Raw genomic sequence first — 16121 nt, 5'->3', positions numbered from 1 at the left:
CCGGACGGTGCGCCGAGGCGCACCCTATGGCAGCTTTGTAGGTTGGGTTAGCGCGCAGCGCGTAACCCAACAAACTGAATGCCGAATCTATTCCGTTGTTGGGTTACGCTCGTACCTCGCTCACCCAACCTACGAACTATTATTGATGTGCTGAAATTCCGTTGTTTTTCACGTTTATTGCCCTCACCCCAACCCCTCTCCCAGGGCGCGAATTGCAGGCAGCTCCTATGGTGGCCACCCGACCGCTATGGCGTTTTTCGGCCGTGTCTTGCGGGACAATGCCGGTTTATTCCCTGTCAAACCGCTGGATTTCGTCTATGAGCGGTGGTTGTACCGAGGTGTCTTCAAAGTTGATGCTGTGCCAGCCGGTTTGGCCTTCGCGATTCTGGATGAGCAGCCACGCAGTTTTGCAGGCGTTAGGCGCTGTGGTGGTGCAGGCGGGCTGGCGGGCGAGGATGACGGTGATTTTTTCTTCCGGCGTGATGGTGGCGACCACTTCGCTGTTGCCAATGTCGCGGTAGAGCGGTAGCGGTTCGGCTTTGGGCTGCTCTGCGCTGCCACGGCCATGATAGGTGGTGGCGAGGTCGAGGTAGTACCAGGGCTGCGCGATTTCGCGGATTTTTCTGCCTCCCAGCACCCATTTTTGTCGCGCCACGAAGTAGTGGGGCGGGGTGTGGTCTTCGCTGTAGAGGCAGCCGTTGCCGGGGATGGTGAGGTGAAACAGCCAAGGCAGGTCTATCAGGCTGCCCCGCTGCGGCGGCTGTTTGTCGCTGGCCGGGCTCAGGTGTATGCCGGGGGGAAGCGCCGGGTCGGCGGTCATGTCGAAGTTGTAGTGCTTGCCGCCGTGGATGAGTGCGCTGGCAAAGGCGCGGGAGTACTCGTTGGGGTTGGTCGTGCCGTCGCCAGTTAACGGGGCGCTGCCAGGGATGGCGGTTTTGCTGTCGGCGTCGGCATAGTGGTAGTTATAGTATTGGTCAAATGGTTTGCCGAGTTTCGGGTTGTAGCGGGTGATGGGGACGTCTCGGGTCTCTTTGAGAGCGGGGAAGTTTTCGCTGCCCGACGGGTTCTGTTTTTTGGGTTGGTACGGGTCGTGTTTTTCGTACAGTACGGTCGGTTGCGCCCAGCCGGTGATGCCGTATTCGGTGGCGACCAGGTGGTTGCCCTCGCGATCGGCGAGGAGGACGCGCACTTTGCTGTCGCCAGCGAGGGTGCCGATGGTTTCGCCGCTGCCGTCCGGGCGGTAGTTGAAGCTGGCATCGCCATCAATGATGGTGGTATGCAGGCCGATGTAGCGGTAGGTGGTGTCGTCGGCTTTTTCTGGTACGGGGTGTCTGAACAGGCTGGCATCAGCATGGGCGGCACCAGTAGCGAGGGCGAGAAGGAGGATGGTGTTGTGTTTCATGGGCTGCTCCGGGGCGGGTTATGGGTTGGTGTCTTCGACTTCGGTAGTGTCCCAGGTTGTCATCGGCCAGGCGTTGCCGGTAAAGCCCCGGCAGAGGCCGCTGCCGCTGAGTTCGCCGGTTGCCGGGTCGTAGTCGTTGAGTTCGCGCGGGTAGGTTTTGTGCAGGGTTTTCAGGTCGCGGCTGATCAGGCCGTAGAGGTTGCCGTGGTTGTATTGTCCTTGCCAGCAGGCGCGTTCGCTGAGGTAGTGTTCGTCGTCCAGCGGGTAGAGGGTGAAGGCGGCGATTTGGTTGTTTTTGTCGCACTGGATGCTGGCGCCTGTCGGGTCGTAGTATGGGTGAAAGCGGGCGCGCAGGACGAGGTAATCGGTATCGTCTGCGGCGACGCGGCGCGCGGCCTCTTGTGGCGGGATGACGGGTTTGATGACGGGGTAGGGTTCGGGCGCAAGTACGGCGGCGTGGCTGTTGCCCGGCGCGACCAGCGCACTTGGGGTGTCGCTTCGCTGCTGGAAGGTGTCCATTTGTTGCAGGGTTGCGCGCGCGCCAGCGGCTGAGAGTTGCCAGTTTCTGCCGTCGGCAGCGTGGAAGCGGATGTCGTGGCTGTCGGCGAGCAGGGCGGCGATGAGGGCGTCGCGCTGCGTTGCGGCGATGGGCTGTTCGTCACGGCTGTTGAGGGTGCCGTGTTTTTTGTCGTCGATGCATAGTTCAAGTTGGGCGGGAACGTCGTCTTCCTGAAAGCGGATGGTGGCGTCAATGTTGCTGTCGGCGCCTGCCGGGCGGCTGATGCGCAGGGAGACCGGGTGGTCGCTCTGCGCTGGTGTCTGGTATCCGGCGGCTGCGCAATAGCCGCTGTTATCGCAGGCGAGCTCCCAGTCGCCTTCCAAGGCAAGGGCGGGTGTGGCGGTGAGGGCGACAAGGGTTTTCGGGGATATGGTTGGCTCCGTATGGATACAGGGCGATAAGGCGGGGGCGATGATAGTGCTGTGTTTATTGGCGGCAGTCGTTGCCGTCCCACGCCCATTTTTGCACGATGCCTTGTGCATCGGCGATGAAGCGGGTGCTGCATTGGCGCAGGCTGTATTCGTCATCCATTTCGTCCAGCAGATAGAAGACGCGCGGCGAGCCCAGCATGGTGCGTCCCCAGCCGGGGCGGCGGACGATTTGTTGTTCGCGGTATTCGATGACTTGGCGTCCATCGCGCAGGGTATAGCTGCCTTGCGGTGGCCCCCAGGCGAGGACGAGTTCGTCCAGCGGTTTGCCGACCCATTGCGCGAGGCCGCTTTCGTAATGGGCGGAGGTGGCGCAGGCACCCAGCAGCAGGGCAAGCAGGGCGGGAAGGGTGTGTTTCGGTTGGCGGTTCATGGTGTCTCCGGCGATTGGGGGCGGTCAGGCGGGAAAGAGCGCTTCCAGCACCTGCGCCAACCCGTCTTCGGCGTTGGTCGCGGTGACGTGGCGCACTTGTGCCTTGATGTCTTCCGGCGCGTTGCCCATCGCCACGCTGTAGCCGGCGTAGCGCAGCATATCGAGGTCGTTGTAGTTGTCGCCAAAGGCGATGACTTCGTCGGCGCTAACGCCCAGGCGGCGCTCCATGAACTGGATGGCTTGCGCCTTGGTGGCGGCGCGGTTGACGATTTCGAGGTATTCGTTTTTGGAGCGGTGAATTTCCAGTTGCGGGTACGCCGGTTTCAGCCGGTTTTCCAGCGCGAGGATGTCGGCGGCATCGCCCATGACAAGGATTTTGTGCACGGCGGTGAGCGGCGCGGCGGGTTTGGCACTGGCACGCAGGCCGGTAATCTCGCCTTCTTGCGCCGTCCAGAAGTTGTCCGGGGCGGGGCTGTACCAGTGCGTGCCCTGGTAGTAGTTGAGCGAGAGACGCGGCAGGGGCTCCAGCTCGCGTTCCAGTTGGCGGAAATCGGCGTCATCCAGCGGCACGCTGTACAGTTCGCGCAGCTCGCCGTCGAGGATGAGCGCGCCGTTGTAGGCAATCAGCGGCTGCGCGCCACCGATGGCGTCGGTGAACGGGGTGATGGCGAGCGGTGGTCGCGCCGAGACGAGGATGAAGGGGATGCCAAGGGCGACGACGTGGCGGGTGGCGGCGAGGGTGCGCGCGCTCATGCGGTGTTCGCGGTTGAGCAGGGTGCCGTCGATGTCGCTGAAGATGGCGCGGTAGGGCATGGGGTTCTCCTTTGGGGTTTAGAGCAGTTTGCCGAGCGCTTCGCGGAAATAGGCGGCGCGCCAGCCGTTCAGCAGCGGGCTGGCCGGGTCGGGGCGGGCGATGTACTGCTTGAGAATGCGGGCGGGGGCGAGCATTTCCGGGTGGATGTTGAGCGCGGCGGCGGTGTCGGCGGTGTAGCGGCAAAGCTGTTCGTATTGTTGCCGTTTGCCGGGCGACAGGCGCGGGCTGGCGGGCGGCGCAGGCGGCGGCTCGGTTTCGCTGAAGCGTTGTGCGAGGAAAGGCAATTCCTGCCAGAGCGGGTGCTCGGCGGCGAGGTGTTCGGCGAGGGCTTCCGGGCTGGTTGGGCGTTTTTGCGCGATGGCAATGAGCTGGCGGTCGCTCATCACGGCGCGGCGCGGCAGGTCGTGCGCGGCGGCGATGCGTTCGCGCGCTTCGACGAGGATTTGTGCGGCGGGTTTGTCGTCGTGGCGCAGTTGCGGTGCGCCTTGCAGGCGGTACCAGTGCCAGGCTTCGCGCGGCTGCTGTTGTCGGGTGAGTTGCGCCGCGCTTTCTTCCGCCCACCAGCCGAGGCGGTCAAGGCGTTGCAAGTCGGCCGCGAGCAGCGGGTAGAGGCGGGCGAGCAGGCCGACGTCATCGGCGGCGTAGTCGAGTTGTGCCGCATCGAGCGGACGGGCGAGCCAGTCGCTACGGGTCTGGCTTTTGTCCGGATTGATACCGAGGTAATGCTCCACCAGCGCGGCGTAGCTGACGGCGAGTTGCGGTGTGCAGAGGGCGAAGCCGGTTTGGGTGTCGCGGATACTGGCGGGCAGGCCGCCGCCAAAAAGCTGCATCAGTTCCAGGTCTTGTGTGGCGGCGTGCAGCACGATGGGCGCGGGATGGCGCAGCAGGGTTGCCCACGGTACGCCGCCGTCGAGCGGGTCGTACAGTTGCGCGGTGTCGCCCGGCTGGCAGGTTTGCACCAGGGCGAGTTTGGGGATGTAGCTGCGTTCGCGCACAAATTCGCTGTCGTAGCAGAGGATGCGCGCGGGGTCGTAAGTGGTGCTTGCGGTGGCGTGTTGCCAGGGGGTGTGGTTCATGGAGGTCAAGGTGTTTTTTGTGGCACGGTAGCACGTTTTCCCCGGACGGTGGCAGTTTGTTTTGACGGGAGTTTTTCCTTATAATGCGCGCCCTTGCCGGTTCGCCGGCATTTCCTTGCCGCCGTAGTGGCGGCTTTGTTTATCCATAAGGAATCTTTATGAGACATTATGAAATCGTGTTTCTGGTTCACCCGGACCAGAGCGAACAGGTCAATGCGATGAGCGAGCGTTATCGCGGCATCGTGGAAGCTGCCAAAGGCAAAGTGCACCGCTTTGAAGACTGGGGACGCCGCGTGCTGGCGTATCCAATCGAAAAGCTGGTCAAGGCGCACTACATCATGATGAATATCGAGTGCGACGCCGCTACCCTGGCCGAGCTGGAAAACAACTTCCGTTTCAACGACGCCATTCTGCGTCATCTCACCATCCGTCGCGATGAAGCCATCACCGAGGCCTCTCCGATGGCCGACAGCAAGAAGAAGGAGGGCTAAGCCATGGCACGTCGCAGATCCTGCCGTTTCACCGCCGAAGGCGTGAAAGAAATCGACTACAAAGACCTTGAAACCCTGAAGGCGTTTTTGACCGAAACCGGCAAAATCGTCCCGGCACGCATCACCGGTACCAACGCCTACTATCAGCGCCAGTTGGCAACTGCCATCAAGCGTGCGCGTTTCCTGGCACTCCTGCCGTACTCTGACCAGCACTAAGGGGGATTCATGAACGTTATTCTTCTGGAAAAAGTCACCCACCTCGGCGACCTCGGCGACCGCGTTGAAGTCAAGGCCGGCTATGCCCGCAACTTCCTCATCCCGCAAGGCAAGGCGACCGAAGCCACCAAGGCGAACATCGAGCGCTTTGAAGCCCGCCGCGCCGAGCTGGAACGCCAGCAGGCGGAAAAACTGGCAGACGCCGAACGCCGCGCCGCCGCGCTCGCCGGCAAGGTACTGACCATCCTCGCCAAAGCAGGCGACGAAGGCAAACTGTTCGGCTCCGTCGGCACGCAAGACATCGCCAACGCCGCCGTCCAACAAGGGCTGCAACTGGCACGCAGCGAAGTGATGATGCCGCACGGCACCATCCGCGAAATCGGTGAATACACCGTGTCGCTGCACCTCTTCGCAGGTATCAGCACCGAAGTGCTGGTGCGCGTCGTCGCAGGCGAATAAGCAAAGTTTTTTGCATCAAAGCCGGGAGATGGCAACACCTTCCGGCTTTTTTCGTGCGCGCCATCCGGCGGGGCAGGGCGGTTCAGCCGCTTTCGTGCAGGTAATTGAGCAGCACCGCGAGATGTGAGTGTTCGGGGTGTTTGACTGCGGTGAGCAATACGGTATGCGGCTGTTGTCCGGCAAGGCGCCACAGCTCTGCCAGTGCCGCCTGGTGTTCCGGGTCTTGCAGTTCCTGGCGGTAGCGGGCGGCGAAGTCGTCATAGCGCTGCTCCGGGTCGGCGTGGTACCAGCGGCGCAGCTCTGCCGAGGGGGTGAGGTTTTTCAGCCAGACAACCTGCGCCATCAGTTCTTTGTGGACACCGCGCGGGTAGAGGCGGTCAAGGAAGATGGCGGTTTCTCCGGCCTGTGGCTGGTAGTCATAGATGCGGGCGATGCGAAAGATCATGGCTTTGCTCCGTGGATGGATTTACAGAAAAACCCGCCTTGCGGCGGGTTTTTGTGGCGTGTGGCGCTTAGCTGTTTTGGGTAGCTGTCGCCGTTGTGGCTTCTGCCGGTTTGGCCACCGCCGGGGCGCTGTCGCCCGGCTCTTTGTGCAGCAATCCTTTGAGGATTTGCAGGCCGAAGGCGACCGCACCGATGATGAAGACAACGTCGCCGATGGTACGCACCCAGCGCAGGGTGTGGATAATCGGATTCTGTTCGACAAATTCCGCGCTGCGCGCCCACCACAGACCTTCGTTGATGGTGGCGTGCGCCTGGATGATGCCAATTGGCAGCAGGCTGGTGAAGAGCATCATCGCCAGGCCGAGGTTGAGCGCCCAGAAGGAGGTGAACATCAGCTTGTTGTTCATTTGCAGGGTCGGGCGGATGTAGCGCAGCACCATCAGGGTGAAACCGAGGGCGAGGAAGCCATAGACGCCGAAGAGGGCGGCGTGGCCGTGGTTCGCGGTGGTGTTCAGCCCTTGCAGGTAGTAGAGCGAAATCGGCGGGTTGATGAGGAAGCCGAAGACGCCCGCGCCGAGCATATTCCAGAAGGAGACGGCGATGAAGAAGCACAGCGGCCAGCGCATCGGTTTGATCCATTCGGATTTGTGCTGGATAGTCCAGTTTTCAAAGGCATCGTAGCCGAGGAGGACGAGCGGCACCACTTCCAGCGCGGAGAACAGCGCGCCGATGGCCATAATCGGTGTGGTGGTACCGGCGAAGTAGATGTGGTGGAAGGTGCCGGGAATGCCGCCAATCATGAACATCATCGCGGCGAGCAGCGCGGCGGTGGTGGCGGCGCGACGGCTGACCATGCCGAGGTTGTAGAAGATGAAGCCGACGGCGGAGGTGGCGAATACTTCAAAGAAGCCTTCTACCCAGAGGTGTACTACCCACCAGCGCCAGTATTCCATGACGGAGATGTGGGTGTGTTCGCCGTAGAACAGCGCCGGGGCGTAGAACAGGCCAATAGCGGCGGCGGAAAGGGTAAAGAGGATGAGCAGGCTCTTGTCGCCGGGTTGCTTCAGTGCCGCCCAGATGCCGCGCAGCATGAGGATGAGCCAGAAGACGAGGCCGATGAACAGAGCGAGCTGCCACAGGCGGCCAATTTCCACAAATTCATAGCCCTGGTGGCCGAGCCAGAAATTCAGTTTCTCGTTCATCCAGCCTTTCAGCGCGACGAACTGGCCGAGGTAGGAACCGGCGACGACGACAATCAGCGCCCAAAAGAGCACGTCCACGCCGAGTTTCTGGAATTTCGGGTCCTTGCCGCCGTTGATAATCGGCACGAGGAAGAGACCGGCGGCGAGGAAGCCGGTGGCAATCCAGAAAATGGCGGACTGGATGTGCCAGGTGCGGGTCAGGCTGTAGGGCAGCCAGTCAGCGACCGGGATGCCGTAAAAATCCTGGCCTTCCACAGTGTAGTGTGCGGTGAAGCCGCCGAGCATGACCTGGACGAAGAACAGCGCCGCGACGATGAGCAAATATTTGCCCAGCGCCTTTTGCGACGGGGTGAGTTTGACCAGAGTGAGCGGGTCTTGCGCCGGAACGGCGATTTCTTCATGTTCGTGGCGGGTGAAGAACGCCCAAATCCAGATGACCGAACCGATGCCGAAAATCAGGGTGACGACGGAAGTGATGGACCAGATGACGTTTTCCGCAGACGGCTGGTTGCCAATCAGCGGCTCATGCGGCCAGTTGTTGGTGTAGGTGACGTCCAGATTCGGGCGGTTGGTGGATGCCGCCCAGGCGGACCAGAAGAAGAAAGCGTTGAGCTTGGCGCGTTTCTCCGCGCTGGGCAGGGTGTCTTCCTTCATCGCATAGGCTTCACGCAGCTTGTGCATCTCCGGGTCGGCGCCGAACAGCTTGTCGTAATAGGCGGCGACGGCTTCAATGGAGCGGACGCGGTCGGCAGAGAGCGTCACCTTGTCGGTTGCCGGGTCGTAAGTGTTCTTGCGGAACGCCTGCTGCGCGTCGTAATTGAGCGTGGCCTGGTCGCGCGGACTCAGCTCGGCATAGTTCTTGCCATATTCACGCTGCGCCTGCTGATCAAGCCAGCCAAGCACCTCGCGGTGAATCCAGTCGGCAGTCCAGTCAGGCGCCTGATAGGCGCCGTGCCCCCAGACCGTACCGACGGACATCCCGCCGATAGATTGCCAGGCGGACTGCCCCGCCATGATGTCATCTTTGGTGTAGAGCGTTTGCCCGTTTTCATCGACAAAGGCGGCGGGCACAGGCGGTTTTTCGTTGTAAACCTCCTTGCCGAAATAGCCGAGGATGAAGAACGAACCGATCATAATCAGACCGAGTATCGCCCATAGTCGTTTGTAATCTTTCATATTTTATTGCCTCCAGGAACAGTAATGCGGCGACGGTTGTCGCAACGCGCGGCATTTTTACAAAACGGCAAGGCGGCTACCTTGATAAAGGTCAGGATAGTTAACGGGCTTGGGATTTCCCATGCCGAAGGCATTCGCCTGCATCAGGTTGGGCAGTACCTTGGCGCCGAGCGTGATGGCGAGTGTCCAGCTTGAAATCGCCTTGCCGCTTGAAGTCATCCATGCCGCCTAAGAGCCTGTCCAAGATTCTAGGGGCGAGGTGGGTTGGTACGGGATGCAAGGCGCAAAACGTAGGCAATGAGGACTACCTTGCCAAGTTTTGCAACGCCGCAGCACGCTCAATCCCGCGCTCATCGCGCTCGCCATGGGATTTTGAACAGGCTCTAAAGCCCGAAATCGGTGCGTATCCACGCGGGCGTCACCGCTGGTGGGTGCGACGTGAGTATCGTTATAACCCCGCAGCGAATCACAAAATACACAAGCCCCGTCCATAACCGTGCCGCCGTTGTAAAATCCGCACGGAATAAATGACAGAGGAGCAAACCATGCGTATTGAGACCATTCGTATCCATAATTTCAAAGCCTTCCGCGAGGCAGAAATGACCGATATTCCGCCATTTTGCGTGGTCGTTGGCGCAAATGGCTCCGGCAAATCGACCCTGTTCGATATTTTCGGTTTCCTCCGCGATTGCCTGACTTTCAATGTCAGCAGTGCGCTGCAACGGCGCGGCGGTTTTCGTGAAGTGTTAAGCCGGGGAGCCAATATCGAAAAAGACCATATCGCGCTGGAGATTCAGTTCCGCATGGATATTGGCGGTGTCAATCGCCTGGTAACTTATGAAATTCATATTGGCCAAAATAAAAACAAAAAACCGGTCGTACGGCGGGAAAAACTGCGTTATAAACGCGGACGGCATGGCTCGCCCTACAATTTCCTCAATTTTGAAAATGGTCAGGGTTATGCTATCATCAATGAAGAAGATTTCAGCAAGGAAGAGGAAGAGCTGACGCGCGAATATCAGGAAATCGAGCCGGATGTTTTGGCCATCAAGGGGCTGGGGCAATTTTCCCGTTTCAAGGCAGCTAGTGCCTTCCGCCAACTCATTGAAAACTGGCATGTTTCCGACTTTCATATCAATCTGGCACGCGGCAGCAAGGATGCTGCGGGAGAATATGAGCATTTGTCGGTATCAGGCGAAAATCTGCAATTGGTAGCGCAGCATATTTATGAAAATGAGCCGAAAGTCTTTCAGCGCATTGTTACCGCCATGAAGCACCGTGTTCCTGGTATTGGCGATGTGGAAACCATTCAGTCGCCGGATGGCCGCTTGTTGCTCGGTTTCCGCGACCAGAGTTTCAAAGATCCTTTTATTGACCGCTATGTTTCCGATGGCACCATTAAAATGTTTGCCTATTTGATTTTGCTGTATGACCCGCATCCGCACCCGCTCTTGTGCGTGGAAGAGCCGGAAAACCAGCTTTATCCCACGCTACTGTGGGAATTGGCAGAGGAATTTCGCGCCTATGCCGATCGCGGCGGACAGGTATTCGTTTCCAGCCATTCCCCCGATTTTTTGAATGCTGCCCAATTGGATGAAGTTTTTTGGCTGGTCAAAGAAAAAGGACATACCACCATTCACCGCGCCCGCGACGATTCGCAGATTGCCGCTTTTATCGGCGAAGGCGACCAAATGGGCTATTTGTGGAAGCAGGGTTTTTTTGGTGGAGCCAATCCGTAATGAAGCTGGTATTTTTTCTCGAAGAACCATCGGCAAAAGAAATGCTGCAAGGGATTCTGCCAGTAATTGCCGCAGGGCATGAATGGCAGTTTGTCGTTTTTGAAGGCAAGCAGGATTTGGAAAAACAATTGGGGCGTAAGTTGCGTGGCTGGCAGCATACGGAAAATATCCGCTTTGTGGTTTTGCGCGATCAGGATTCTGGCGGTTGTTACCGCATCAAGGCAAATTTGCAGTCCATTTGCCACCTGGCAGGCAAACCCAATACGCTGGTACGCATTGCCTGTCATGAGTTGGAAACATTTTATTTGGGCAACCTGGCTGCGGTTAGCCGTGCTTTTGGCAGAAACCTCCACGCGCAACAACAGGGAAAGAAATTCCGCCAGCCAGACAAGCTGAACAATGCTAAACAGGAATTAAAGAAGCTGGTGCCAGAATATCAGGAAATTGCTGGTTCGCGTGCCATCGCTCCACTATTGATGCAACGGAGAAATATGTCGCAAAGTTTTAATGTATTAATTCAAGGTATTCAAAATCTACTTTAATCAACGGGTAGAATGTGTTGCCGAGCAAGAGGATGCTGAGAAAATCGCATTAATCCGGGAGACAGCCGTTATTACCATCACCGCATCTAATCTGATGTAGGAAATTGAAAGCCGTGTCTGTGCATAGGAATGGAGCATTAAAGCATTGAAAGTACTGAATTTGATTGAAGGCGTATGGTGCGACAAGCCAGGTGAATCCCCGATTTTTTTGTATCCGGCGCGATAGTAATTTTTTAGCGCTCCTTCACAATCACTTCAGAAAACGGCGATTCTCCCCGCTTGTTGGTGCGAATACAATAAGCGCTCCTTCACAAACCCCAGGAGAACCCCATGAAATTCGCAGTTATCGGCGCTACCGGTTATGTCGGCAACGCCGTCGTCCAGGAGCTCGCCGCGCGCGGTCACGACGTCACCGCCTTCGCCCGCAATACCGGTAAAGTCTTCGCTGCGCCAAACGTGCGCGCCGTCGCCGCCGATGTCACCGCCGCCGGTTTTGTCGAGCAGCTCGCCGGATTTGATGCCGTCGTTAGCGCCTTCAACCCCGGCTGGACCAATCCGAACATTGGCCGCGATTTCCGCGACGGCTACGCCGCCATCCTCGCCGCCGCCAAAAGTGCGGGCGTGCCGTACCTGCTCATTGTCGGCGGTGCGGGCAGCCTCTACATCGCCCCCGGCGTGCAAGTTATTGACACCCCGGATTTCCCCAAAGAAATCTACGACGGTGCCAACGCCGCGCGTGAGCTTTTGACTGAACTGCGCGGCCGGAATGACCCCAACTGGGCGTTCATCTCGCCGCCGATTTGCCTCGGCGCCGACGGCGGCCACAGCGAAGACCGCACCGGCAAATACCGCCTCGGCGGGGACGACGCGCTGATGAACGGCGACGCCCCGGCAGGCATCAGCGTCGCCGACCTCGCCATTGCCATCGCTGATGATGTCGCGCAAAAAGCACACCTGCATCAGCGCTTTACCGTAGCGAGTGTCTGATTTTTCCAAATCTCTAAAGGGAGTTTCCCATGAAAATTGCCGTAATTGGCGCAAGCGGCTTCGTTGGCGACGCCGTCGTGCGTGAACTTGCCATGCGTGGCCACGACGTCACCGCCTTCGCCCGCAACGCCGCCAATATATTCAGCGCGTCGAACGTGCTTGCCGTTGCCACTGACGTTAATGACGCCGACTTTGCCGCGCGACTCGCCGGTTTTGATGCAGTCATCAGCGCTTTCAATGGCGGCTGGACGAATCCGAACCTCATTGCCGATTTTCGCCGCGGTTACGCCGCCATTCTGGCCGCCGCCCAAAGCGCAGACGTGCCGTATTTGCTGGTGGTCGGCGGCGCGGGCAACCTCTACGTTGCCCCCGGCGTGCGCCTGATTGATACGCCGCAGTTCCCGCAGGAAATCCTCGACGTCGGCAAGGCAGAACGCGATCTGCTGCACGACCTGCTCGCGGCGGACGGCCTCAACTGGGCGATGATTTGTCCGCCCGCGTGCTTCTCGCCGGAAAACAGCGCCGCCCTGCCGCGCATGGGTCGCTACCGCCTCGGCGATGAAACGCTGCTCATGGACGGCGACAAACCTGCGAACATCAGCCGCGCCGATATTGCGGTTGCCATCGCCGACGATGCTGAGCAAAAGGCGCATCTGCACAAAATTTTCACCATAGCCGCAATCTAAAGGAACAAACTTGAAAAAAATTCTCCTCTCCTCGCTTTTCGCCGCCGCACCGCTGGCATTTGCCGCCAGCGACAACCTCGCGCGCAACAAGGAAAACGTCATCGCTTTCTACGAACTCGCCTTCAACCAGCACAAGCTGGACGAGGCGGTCGAAAAATACGTCGCCGAGCCCTACATCCAGCACAATCCGGGCGTGGCCGACGGCGGCAAGGCGTTTATTGATTCCTTCGGTCCCTTCCTCAAGCAAAACCCGCAATCGCACGCCGACATCAAGCGCGTCGTGGCGGAAGGCGACCTCGTTGTCGTCCACGTCCACAGCCAGAACACCCCGGACGAGCGCGGCGAAGCGGTGATTGACATCTTCCGCCTCGACGACAACGGCAAAATCGTTGAGCACTGGGACGTCACCCAGCCCGTGCCGGAAAAAACCGAAAGCGGCCATTCCATGTTCTGACCGCCGCTCACAAAAAATCCCGCCTGATGCGGGATTTTTTTTGCGCCGTTATGGAAAATTCGTCCCTGTCACCGCAGGACGCCTGGCATTCGTGAGCGGGCAGCGTCCGTAAAATTGCAGTCCATGCGGTAGTCTTCCCTGTCCGCTTTTCAAAACTATGGCCATCCACCGAAAGTTTCAGACAAGGCGCGCCGCTGAAGACAGTACGCGGTTGTACGGCGAAGCGGCGCAACACAGTATGAGGCTTTCGGTGGATGGCTATATGATTTGCGACGACCACTTCCCCATATAAAAACCCCGTTATGCAAAGCATAACGGGGTTTCAGGAATAAATGGCCCGCCCGAAGGGATTTGAACCCCTGACCTTTGCCTCCGGAGGGCAACGCTCTATCCAGCTGAGCTACGGGCGGTGTGGCGGCGCATTGTACTGGAAGCCCCGGCACGGGCAAAGGTTTTTTGCACGCAAAAAAATCCCCCTGCCGAAACAGGGGGGAATAACTCACACATTCAGGCATCATGCCCCTTCCTCGCAATGCCTCCTGCACAAGGTCGTGGAGGTAACATTCTCGACCAAAGAATGAGCGCTAATCCTAAGCTTACCTTCACGTCATGAACTTAGCTTTACGGGTGCCAACGCGGAAATTGTCTATAAAAATAAAAGGTAATGTTCTGTTTCGTGCAGATTGCCGCCGCCAGTCCGCCTTGCGTGCGACAACGGCGGCATTTTTGGTGCATCAGGGCATTTTGCGGCTTGCAAGCTGTTTTTGTTGTAAAAATACGAAAATCGCCTGCTGTCGCGGTTTTTTCTGCGTGCGGGGCAGTTGCCGCAAATAGTCATTAACTGACGTTAATGTAATCACGCTGCCCATCTTTGTCTCCGTGGCGGCTTTGCAATTATTCCAATCGGCCATTTTGGAAAAATCCGTTTAACTTCCAAGATTAACGCGCGTGTCTGTCGTTATAATTGCGCGCGCCGGCTCGCCCGGCAATCCATAATTCATAACAAAATCCGGCACCCCGGCGCTGCAAGGAATCATCATGGCAACCCTCTCCCCATCGCAACCCGAAACGCTCTACGAGAAGCACGTCAAAATCCGGCCGCGCCCGGTCAAGGGACGCTTCGCCAACCTGCGCAAAACCGCGCTGTTGGTGCTGCTCGGCATCTTCCATTTCCTGCCCTTCCTCCAATGGAATGGACGTCAGGCGATTTTTTTCGATCTGCCGCACCGCCGCTTTTATATCTTCGGCCTCAACATCTGGCCGCAGGACTTCATCCTGCTGACCTTCATCTTGCTCGGTCTCGCGCTGCTGCTCTTTTTTGCCACCGCCTTGCTGGGGCGCGTCTGGTGCGGTTATGCCTGCCCGCACACCGTTTACACCGAAGTGTTCCTCTGGATTGAGCAGAAAATCGAAGGCAACCGCTCCGAACAGCTCAAGCTCGCGCGCAAGCCGTGGCGTGGCGAGAAGGGGCGCAAGCGCGTGCTGAAATATTCGCTGTGGGTCGCCGTCGCCCTGAGCGCGGGCATCGGCTTCGTTGGCTACTTCGTCCCCATCCGCCAACTCATCCCCGATTTCTTCACCCTGCACGCGGGCATTGACACCTATCTCTGGGTCGCGCTCTACGGCAGCTTCTGCTACCTGCAAGCGGGCATCGTGCGTGAGCAGTTCTGCAAATACGTCTGCCCCTACGCCCGTTTTCAGGGGGCGATGTTCGACCAGGACACGCTCATCATCGCCTACGACCCGCATCGTGGCGAACCGCGCCGCCGCTTGAAGAAACAGGACCGCGACAACCCGGACGCGCTCGGTTTCTGCGTCGATTGCACCATGTGCGTGCAGGTCTGCCCGACCGGCATCGACATCCGCGACGGCCTGCAACTGGAATGTATCGCCTGCGCCGCCTGCATTGACGCCTGCGACAACATGATGGACCAAATCAAGGCGCCGCGCGGCCTCATCCGCTACACCTCGACCAACCGCCTCGCCGGCAAAAAAACCAAACTGCTGCGCCCGAAAACCTTTGCCTATGGCGCGGTACTCATCGCCGCCTTCAGCCTCTTTATCCTCTCCATCGCGGGCAAAGGCGATTTGGACGTCAACATCCTGCGCGACCGCAACGTGCTCGCGCGCAAAATCAGCGGTGGCCGCATCCAGAACATCTACACCATCAAAATCCTCAACAAAACCGAAAACCCGCGCCAATACACCCTCGGCATCGAAGGCGCAGAAGGCGCGGCAATCGACGGCAAAACCCGCTTCAGCGTTGAGCCCGGCGCCGTTTACGAGACCGTACTGCGCGTCAACATCCCGCGCGCCTCCCTTACTGACAACAACGCCAACATCGACTTCATCGTCACCCCGCAGGACAACCCTGCGGACGCGCACCGCCAAACCAGCAAATTCCTCGGTCCGACCAAATGAACCCCATCCCTTGGTACAAAAACCACATCCTGCTGCTCATCATCCTCATCCCGCTCGCCACCGTCTGCGGCAGTATGTACACCATCTACCTCGCCGTCAGCAGCAAAGAAGCACCGGTGCTGGAGGACTACAGCAAAACCGGCCTGTCGCCGCAAAAACGCCACGAAGGCCGCACCACCATCACCGCGACGCTTGCCGACGGCGCCATCACCCTACAACGCGACCCGCCCAGCATCGAGCCACTCACCCTCACCCTGCAACACGCGAGCAAAGCCGCCCTTGACCAGACGCACACCCTGCAGGCGGACGCGCCGAACCACTACCCGCTACCCGCCGCCGTCCAACAAACCCTGCCAACCGCCACCTGGTACCTCAGCCTCGCCCCCGCTGACAAAACCTGGAAAATCAAGGGCAAATACCCGCATCCCAAACGCGGCGAACCGTCCCCGCCCGCCACCATCCCGCTTGCCAACCCATGAGCGCCTGCTACCACTGCCAGCAGCCCATTCCGGCGGGCATCAACATCAGCGACGACCACGGCCACCACTACTGCTGCCACGCCTGCCAGGCCGTCGCCCACATCATCAACGCGCACCACCTCGACCAGTACTACCAAGTCCGCGACCGCCCCGCGCCGCGCCCCGCCCACCCC

20 protein-coding genes and 1 tRNA gene are annotated in these 16121 nt (G+C 59.1%); 11 read left to right on the top strand and 10 right to left on the bottom strand.

Annotated features, from left to right (window positions below; translation table 11 throughout):
* Nucleotides 1-286: 286 nt before the first annotated feature.
* The 5 genes from Q0349_RS04405 to Q0349_RS04385 are packed head-to-tail and all read right to left on the bottom strand — an operon-like array spanning nucleotide 287 to nucleotide 4652.
* Nucleotides 287-1402, bottom strand: coding sequence for a hypothetical protein (locus tag Q0349_RS04405; RefSeq protein WP_298079665.1), 1116 nt, complete (start codon nucleotides 1400-1402; stop codon nucleotides 287-289).
* A gap of 18 nt (nucleotides 1403-1420) precedes the next feature.
* On the bottom strand, nucleotides 1421-2443 hold the full coding sequence (locus Q0349_RS04400) for a DUF1176 domain-containing protein (RefSeq protein WP_298079664.1): 1023 nt from the start codon (nucleotides 2441-2443) through the stop codon (nucleotides 1421-1423).
* Nucleotides 2388-2762: a hypothetical protein gene (locus tag Q0349_RS04395; protein ID WP_298079663.1), complete on the bottom strand. Its 375-nt coding sequence runs from the start codon at nucleotides 2760-2762 to the stop codon at nucleotides 2388-2390. The genes Q0349_RS04400 and Q0349_RS04395 overlap by 56 nt, the downstream gene beginning before the upstream one ends.
* Before the next feature lie 24 nt (nucleotides 2763-2786).
* Nucleotides 2787-3575, bottom strand: coding sequence for a Cof-type HAD-IIB family hydrolase (locus Q0349_RS04390; RefSeq protein ID WP_298079662.1), 789 nt, complete (start codon nucleotides 3573-3575; stop codon nucleotides 2787-2789).
* Between the two features lie 18 nt (nucleotides 3576-3593).
* Nucleotides 3594-4652 (bottom strand): HRDC domain-containing protein, encoded by a 1059-nt coding sequence (locus Q0349_RS04385; RefSeq protein ID WP_298079661.1) that lies wholly within the window; start codon nucleotides 4650-4652, stop codon nucleotides 3594-3596.
* A 158-nt stretch (nucleotides 4653-4810) separates the two neighbouring features.
* Between Q0349_RS04385 and rpsF the strand changes: the two genes are divergently transcribed.
* From rpsF to rplI, 3 genes are read left to right on the top strand one after another with little or no spacing between them, the layout of a single operon-like run.
* The gene (gene rpsF / locus Q0349_RS04380) at nucleotides 4811-5143 is read left to right on the top strand and encodes a 30S ribosomal protein S6 (RefSeq protein WP_298079660.1); all 333 of its coding nucleotides are present in this window, start codon (nucleotides 4811-4813) and stop codon (nucleotides 5141-5143) included.
* Nucleotides 5144-5146: 3 nt separating this feature from the next.
* On the top strand, nucleotides 5147-5359 hold the full coding sequence (gene rpsR, locus Q0349_RS04375; protein WP_298079659.1) for a 30S ribosomal protein S18: 213 nt from the start codon (nucleotides 5147-5149) through the stop codon (nucleotides 5357-5359).
* A 9-nt stretch (nucleotides 5360-5368) separates the two neighbouring features.
* On the top strand, nucleotides 5369-5818 hold the full coding sequence (gene rplI, locus Q0349_RS04370; protein ID WP_298079658.1) for a 50S ribosomal protein L9: 450 nt from the start codon (nucleotides 5369-5371) through the stop codon (nucleotides 5816-5818).
* An 82-nt stretch (nucleotides 5819-5900) separates the two neighbouring features.
* On the opposite strand, the gene Q0349_RS04365 is transcribed toward rplI, so the two are convergent.
* The 3 genes from Q0349_RS04365 to Q0349_RS04355 form a co-directional block, all read right to left on the bottom strand.
* On the bottom strand, nucleotides 5901-6260 hold the full coding sequence (locus Q0349_RS04365) for a DUF488 family protein (RefSeq protein WP_366916273.1): 360 nt from the start codon (nucleotides 6258-6260) through the stop codon (nucleotides 5901-5903).
* Nucleotides 6261-6330: 70 nt separating this feature from the next.
* Entirely contained in the window at nucleotides 6331-8640 is a 2310-nt protein-coding gene (locus tag Q0349_RS04360) for a nitric-oxide reductase large subunit (protein ID WP_298079656.1), read from the bottom strand.
* Between the two features lie 57 nt (nucleotides 8641-8697).
* On the bottom strand, nucleotides 8698-8859 hold the full coding sequence (locus Q0349_RS04355) for a hypothetical protein (protein ID WP_298079655.1): 162 nt from the start codon (nucleotides 8857-8859) through the stop codon (nucleotides 8698-8700).
* 326 nt (nucleotides 8860-9185) lie between these two features.
* Between Q0349_RS04355 and Q0349_RS04350 the strand changes: the two genes are divergently transcribed.
* From Q0349_RS04350 to Q0349_RS04330, 5 genes are all read left to right on the top strand, one after another.
* Nucleotides 9186-10379 (top strand): AAA family ATPase, encoded by a 1194-nt coding sequence (locus tag Q0349_RS04350; RefSeq protein ID WP_298079654.1) that lies wholly within the window; start codon nucleotides 9186-9188, stop codon nucleotides 10377-10379.
* Nucleotides 10379-10921, top strand: a complete 543-nt coding sequence (locus Q0349_RS04345) for a DUF4276 family protein (protein WP_298079653.1) — start codon at nucleotides 10379-10381, stop codon at nucleotides 10919-10921. The genes Q0349_RS04350 and Q0349_RS04345 overlap by 1 nt, the downstream gene beginning before the upstream one ends.
* Nucleotides 10922-11251: 330 nt before the next feature.
* Nucleotides 11252-11908 carry an NAD(P)H-binding protein gene (locus Q0349_RS04340; RefSeq protein WP_298079652.1) on the top strand — a complete coding sequence of 219 codons (657 nt, stop codon included), beginning with the start codon at nucleotides 11252-11254 and terminating at the stop codon, nucleotides 11906-11908.
* A gap of 29 nt (nucleotides 11909-11937) precedes the next feature.
* Nucleotides 11938-12594 carry an NAD(P)H-binding protein gene (locus Q0349_RS04335; RefSeq protein WP_298079651.1) on the top strand — a complete coding sequence of 219 codons (657 nt, stop codon included), beginning with the start codon at nucleotides 11938-11940 and terminating at the stop codon, nucleotides 12592-12594.
* Between the two features lie 10 nt (nucleotides 12595-12604).
* Complete coding sequence (locus Q0349_RS04330) at nucleotides 12605-13048, top strand: nuclear transport factor 2 family protein (RefSeq protein ID WP_298079650.1); 444 nt, start codon at nucleotides 12605-12607, stop codon at nucleotides 13046-13048.
* A 333-nt stretch (nucleotides 13049-13381) separates the two neighbouring features.
* Here Q0349_RS04330 and Q0349_RS04325 read toward each other — a convergent pair.
* Both Q0349_RS04325 and Q0349_RS04320 read right to left on the bottom strand, forming a co-directional pair.
* Nucleotides 13382-13458 (bottom strand) — tRNA-Arg (locus tag Q0349_RS04325).
* A 324-nt stretch (nucleotides 13459-13782) separates the two neighbouring features.
* Entirely contained in the window at nucleotides 13783-13917 is a 135-nt protein-coding gene (locus tag Q0349_RS04320) for a hypothetical protein (protein ID WP_298079649.1), read from the bottom strand.
* Nucleotides 13918-14086: 169 nt separating this feature from the next.
* Here Q0349_RS04320 and ccoG point away from each other — a divergent pair, with 169 nt between their 5' ends.
* The 3 genes from ccoG to Q0349_RS14065 all read left to right on the top strand — a co-directional run.
* Nucleotides 14087-15469 carry a cytochrome c oxidase accessory protein CcoG gene (gene ccoG / locus Q0349_RS04315; RefSeq protein WP_298079648.1) on the top strand — a complete coding sequence of 461 codons (1383 nt, stop codon included), beginning with the start codon at nucleotides 14087-14089 and terminating at the stop codon, nucleotides 15467-15469.
* On the top strand, nucleotides 15466-15948 hold the full coding sequence (locus tag Q0349_RS04310) for a FixH family protein (protein ID WP_298079647.1): 483 nt from the start codon (nucleotides 15466-15468) through the stop codon (nucleotides 15946-15948). The genes ccoG and Q0349_RS04310 overlap by 4 nt, the downstream gene beginning before the upstream one ends.
* Nucleotides 15945-16121 (top strand): heavy metal translocating P-type ATPase metal-binding domain-containing protein (locus Q0349_RS14065; RefSeq protein WP_366916272.1); only part of this gene is annotated, 177 nt, incomplete at its 3' end. The genes Q0349_RS04310 and Q0349_RS14065, both read left to right, overlap by 4 nt.

This window comes from uncultured Cardiobacterium sp. (assembly GCF_938028185.1).
GTDB lineage: Bacteria > Pseudomonadota > Gammaproteobacteria > Cardiobacteriales > Cardiobacteriaceae > Cardiobacterium.
The sequence above is the reverse complement of the archived record's forward strand: the minus strand, read 5'-3'. Positions and strand labels throughout refer to the sequence as shown.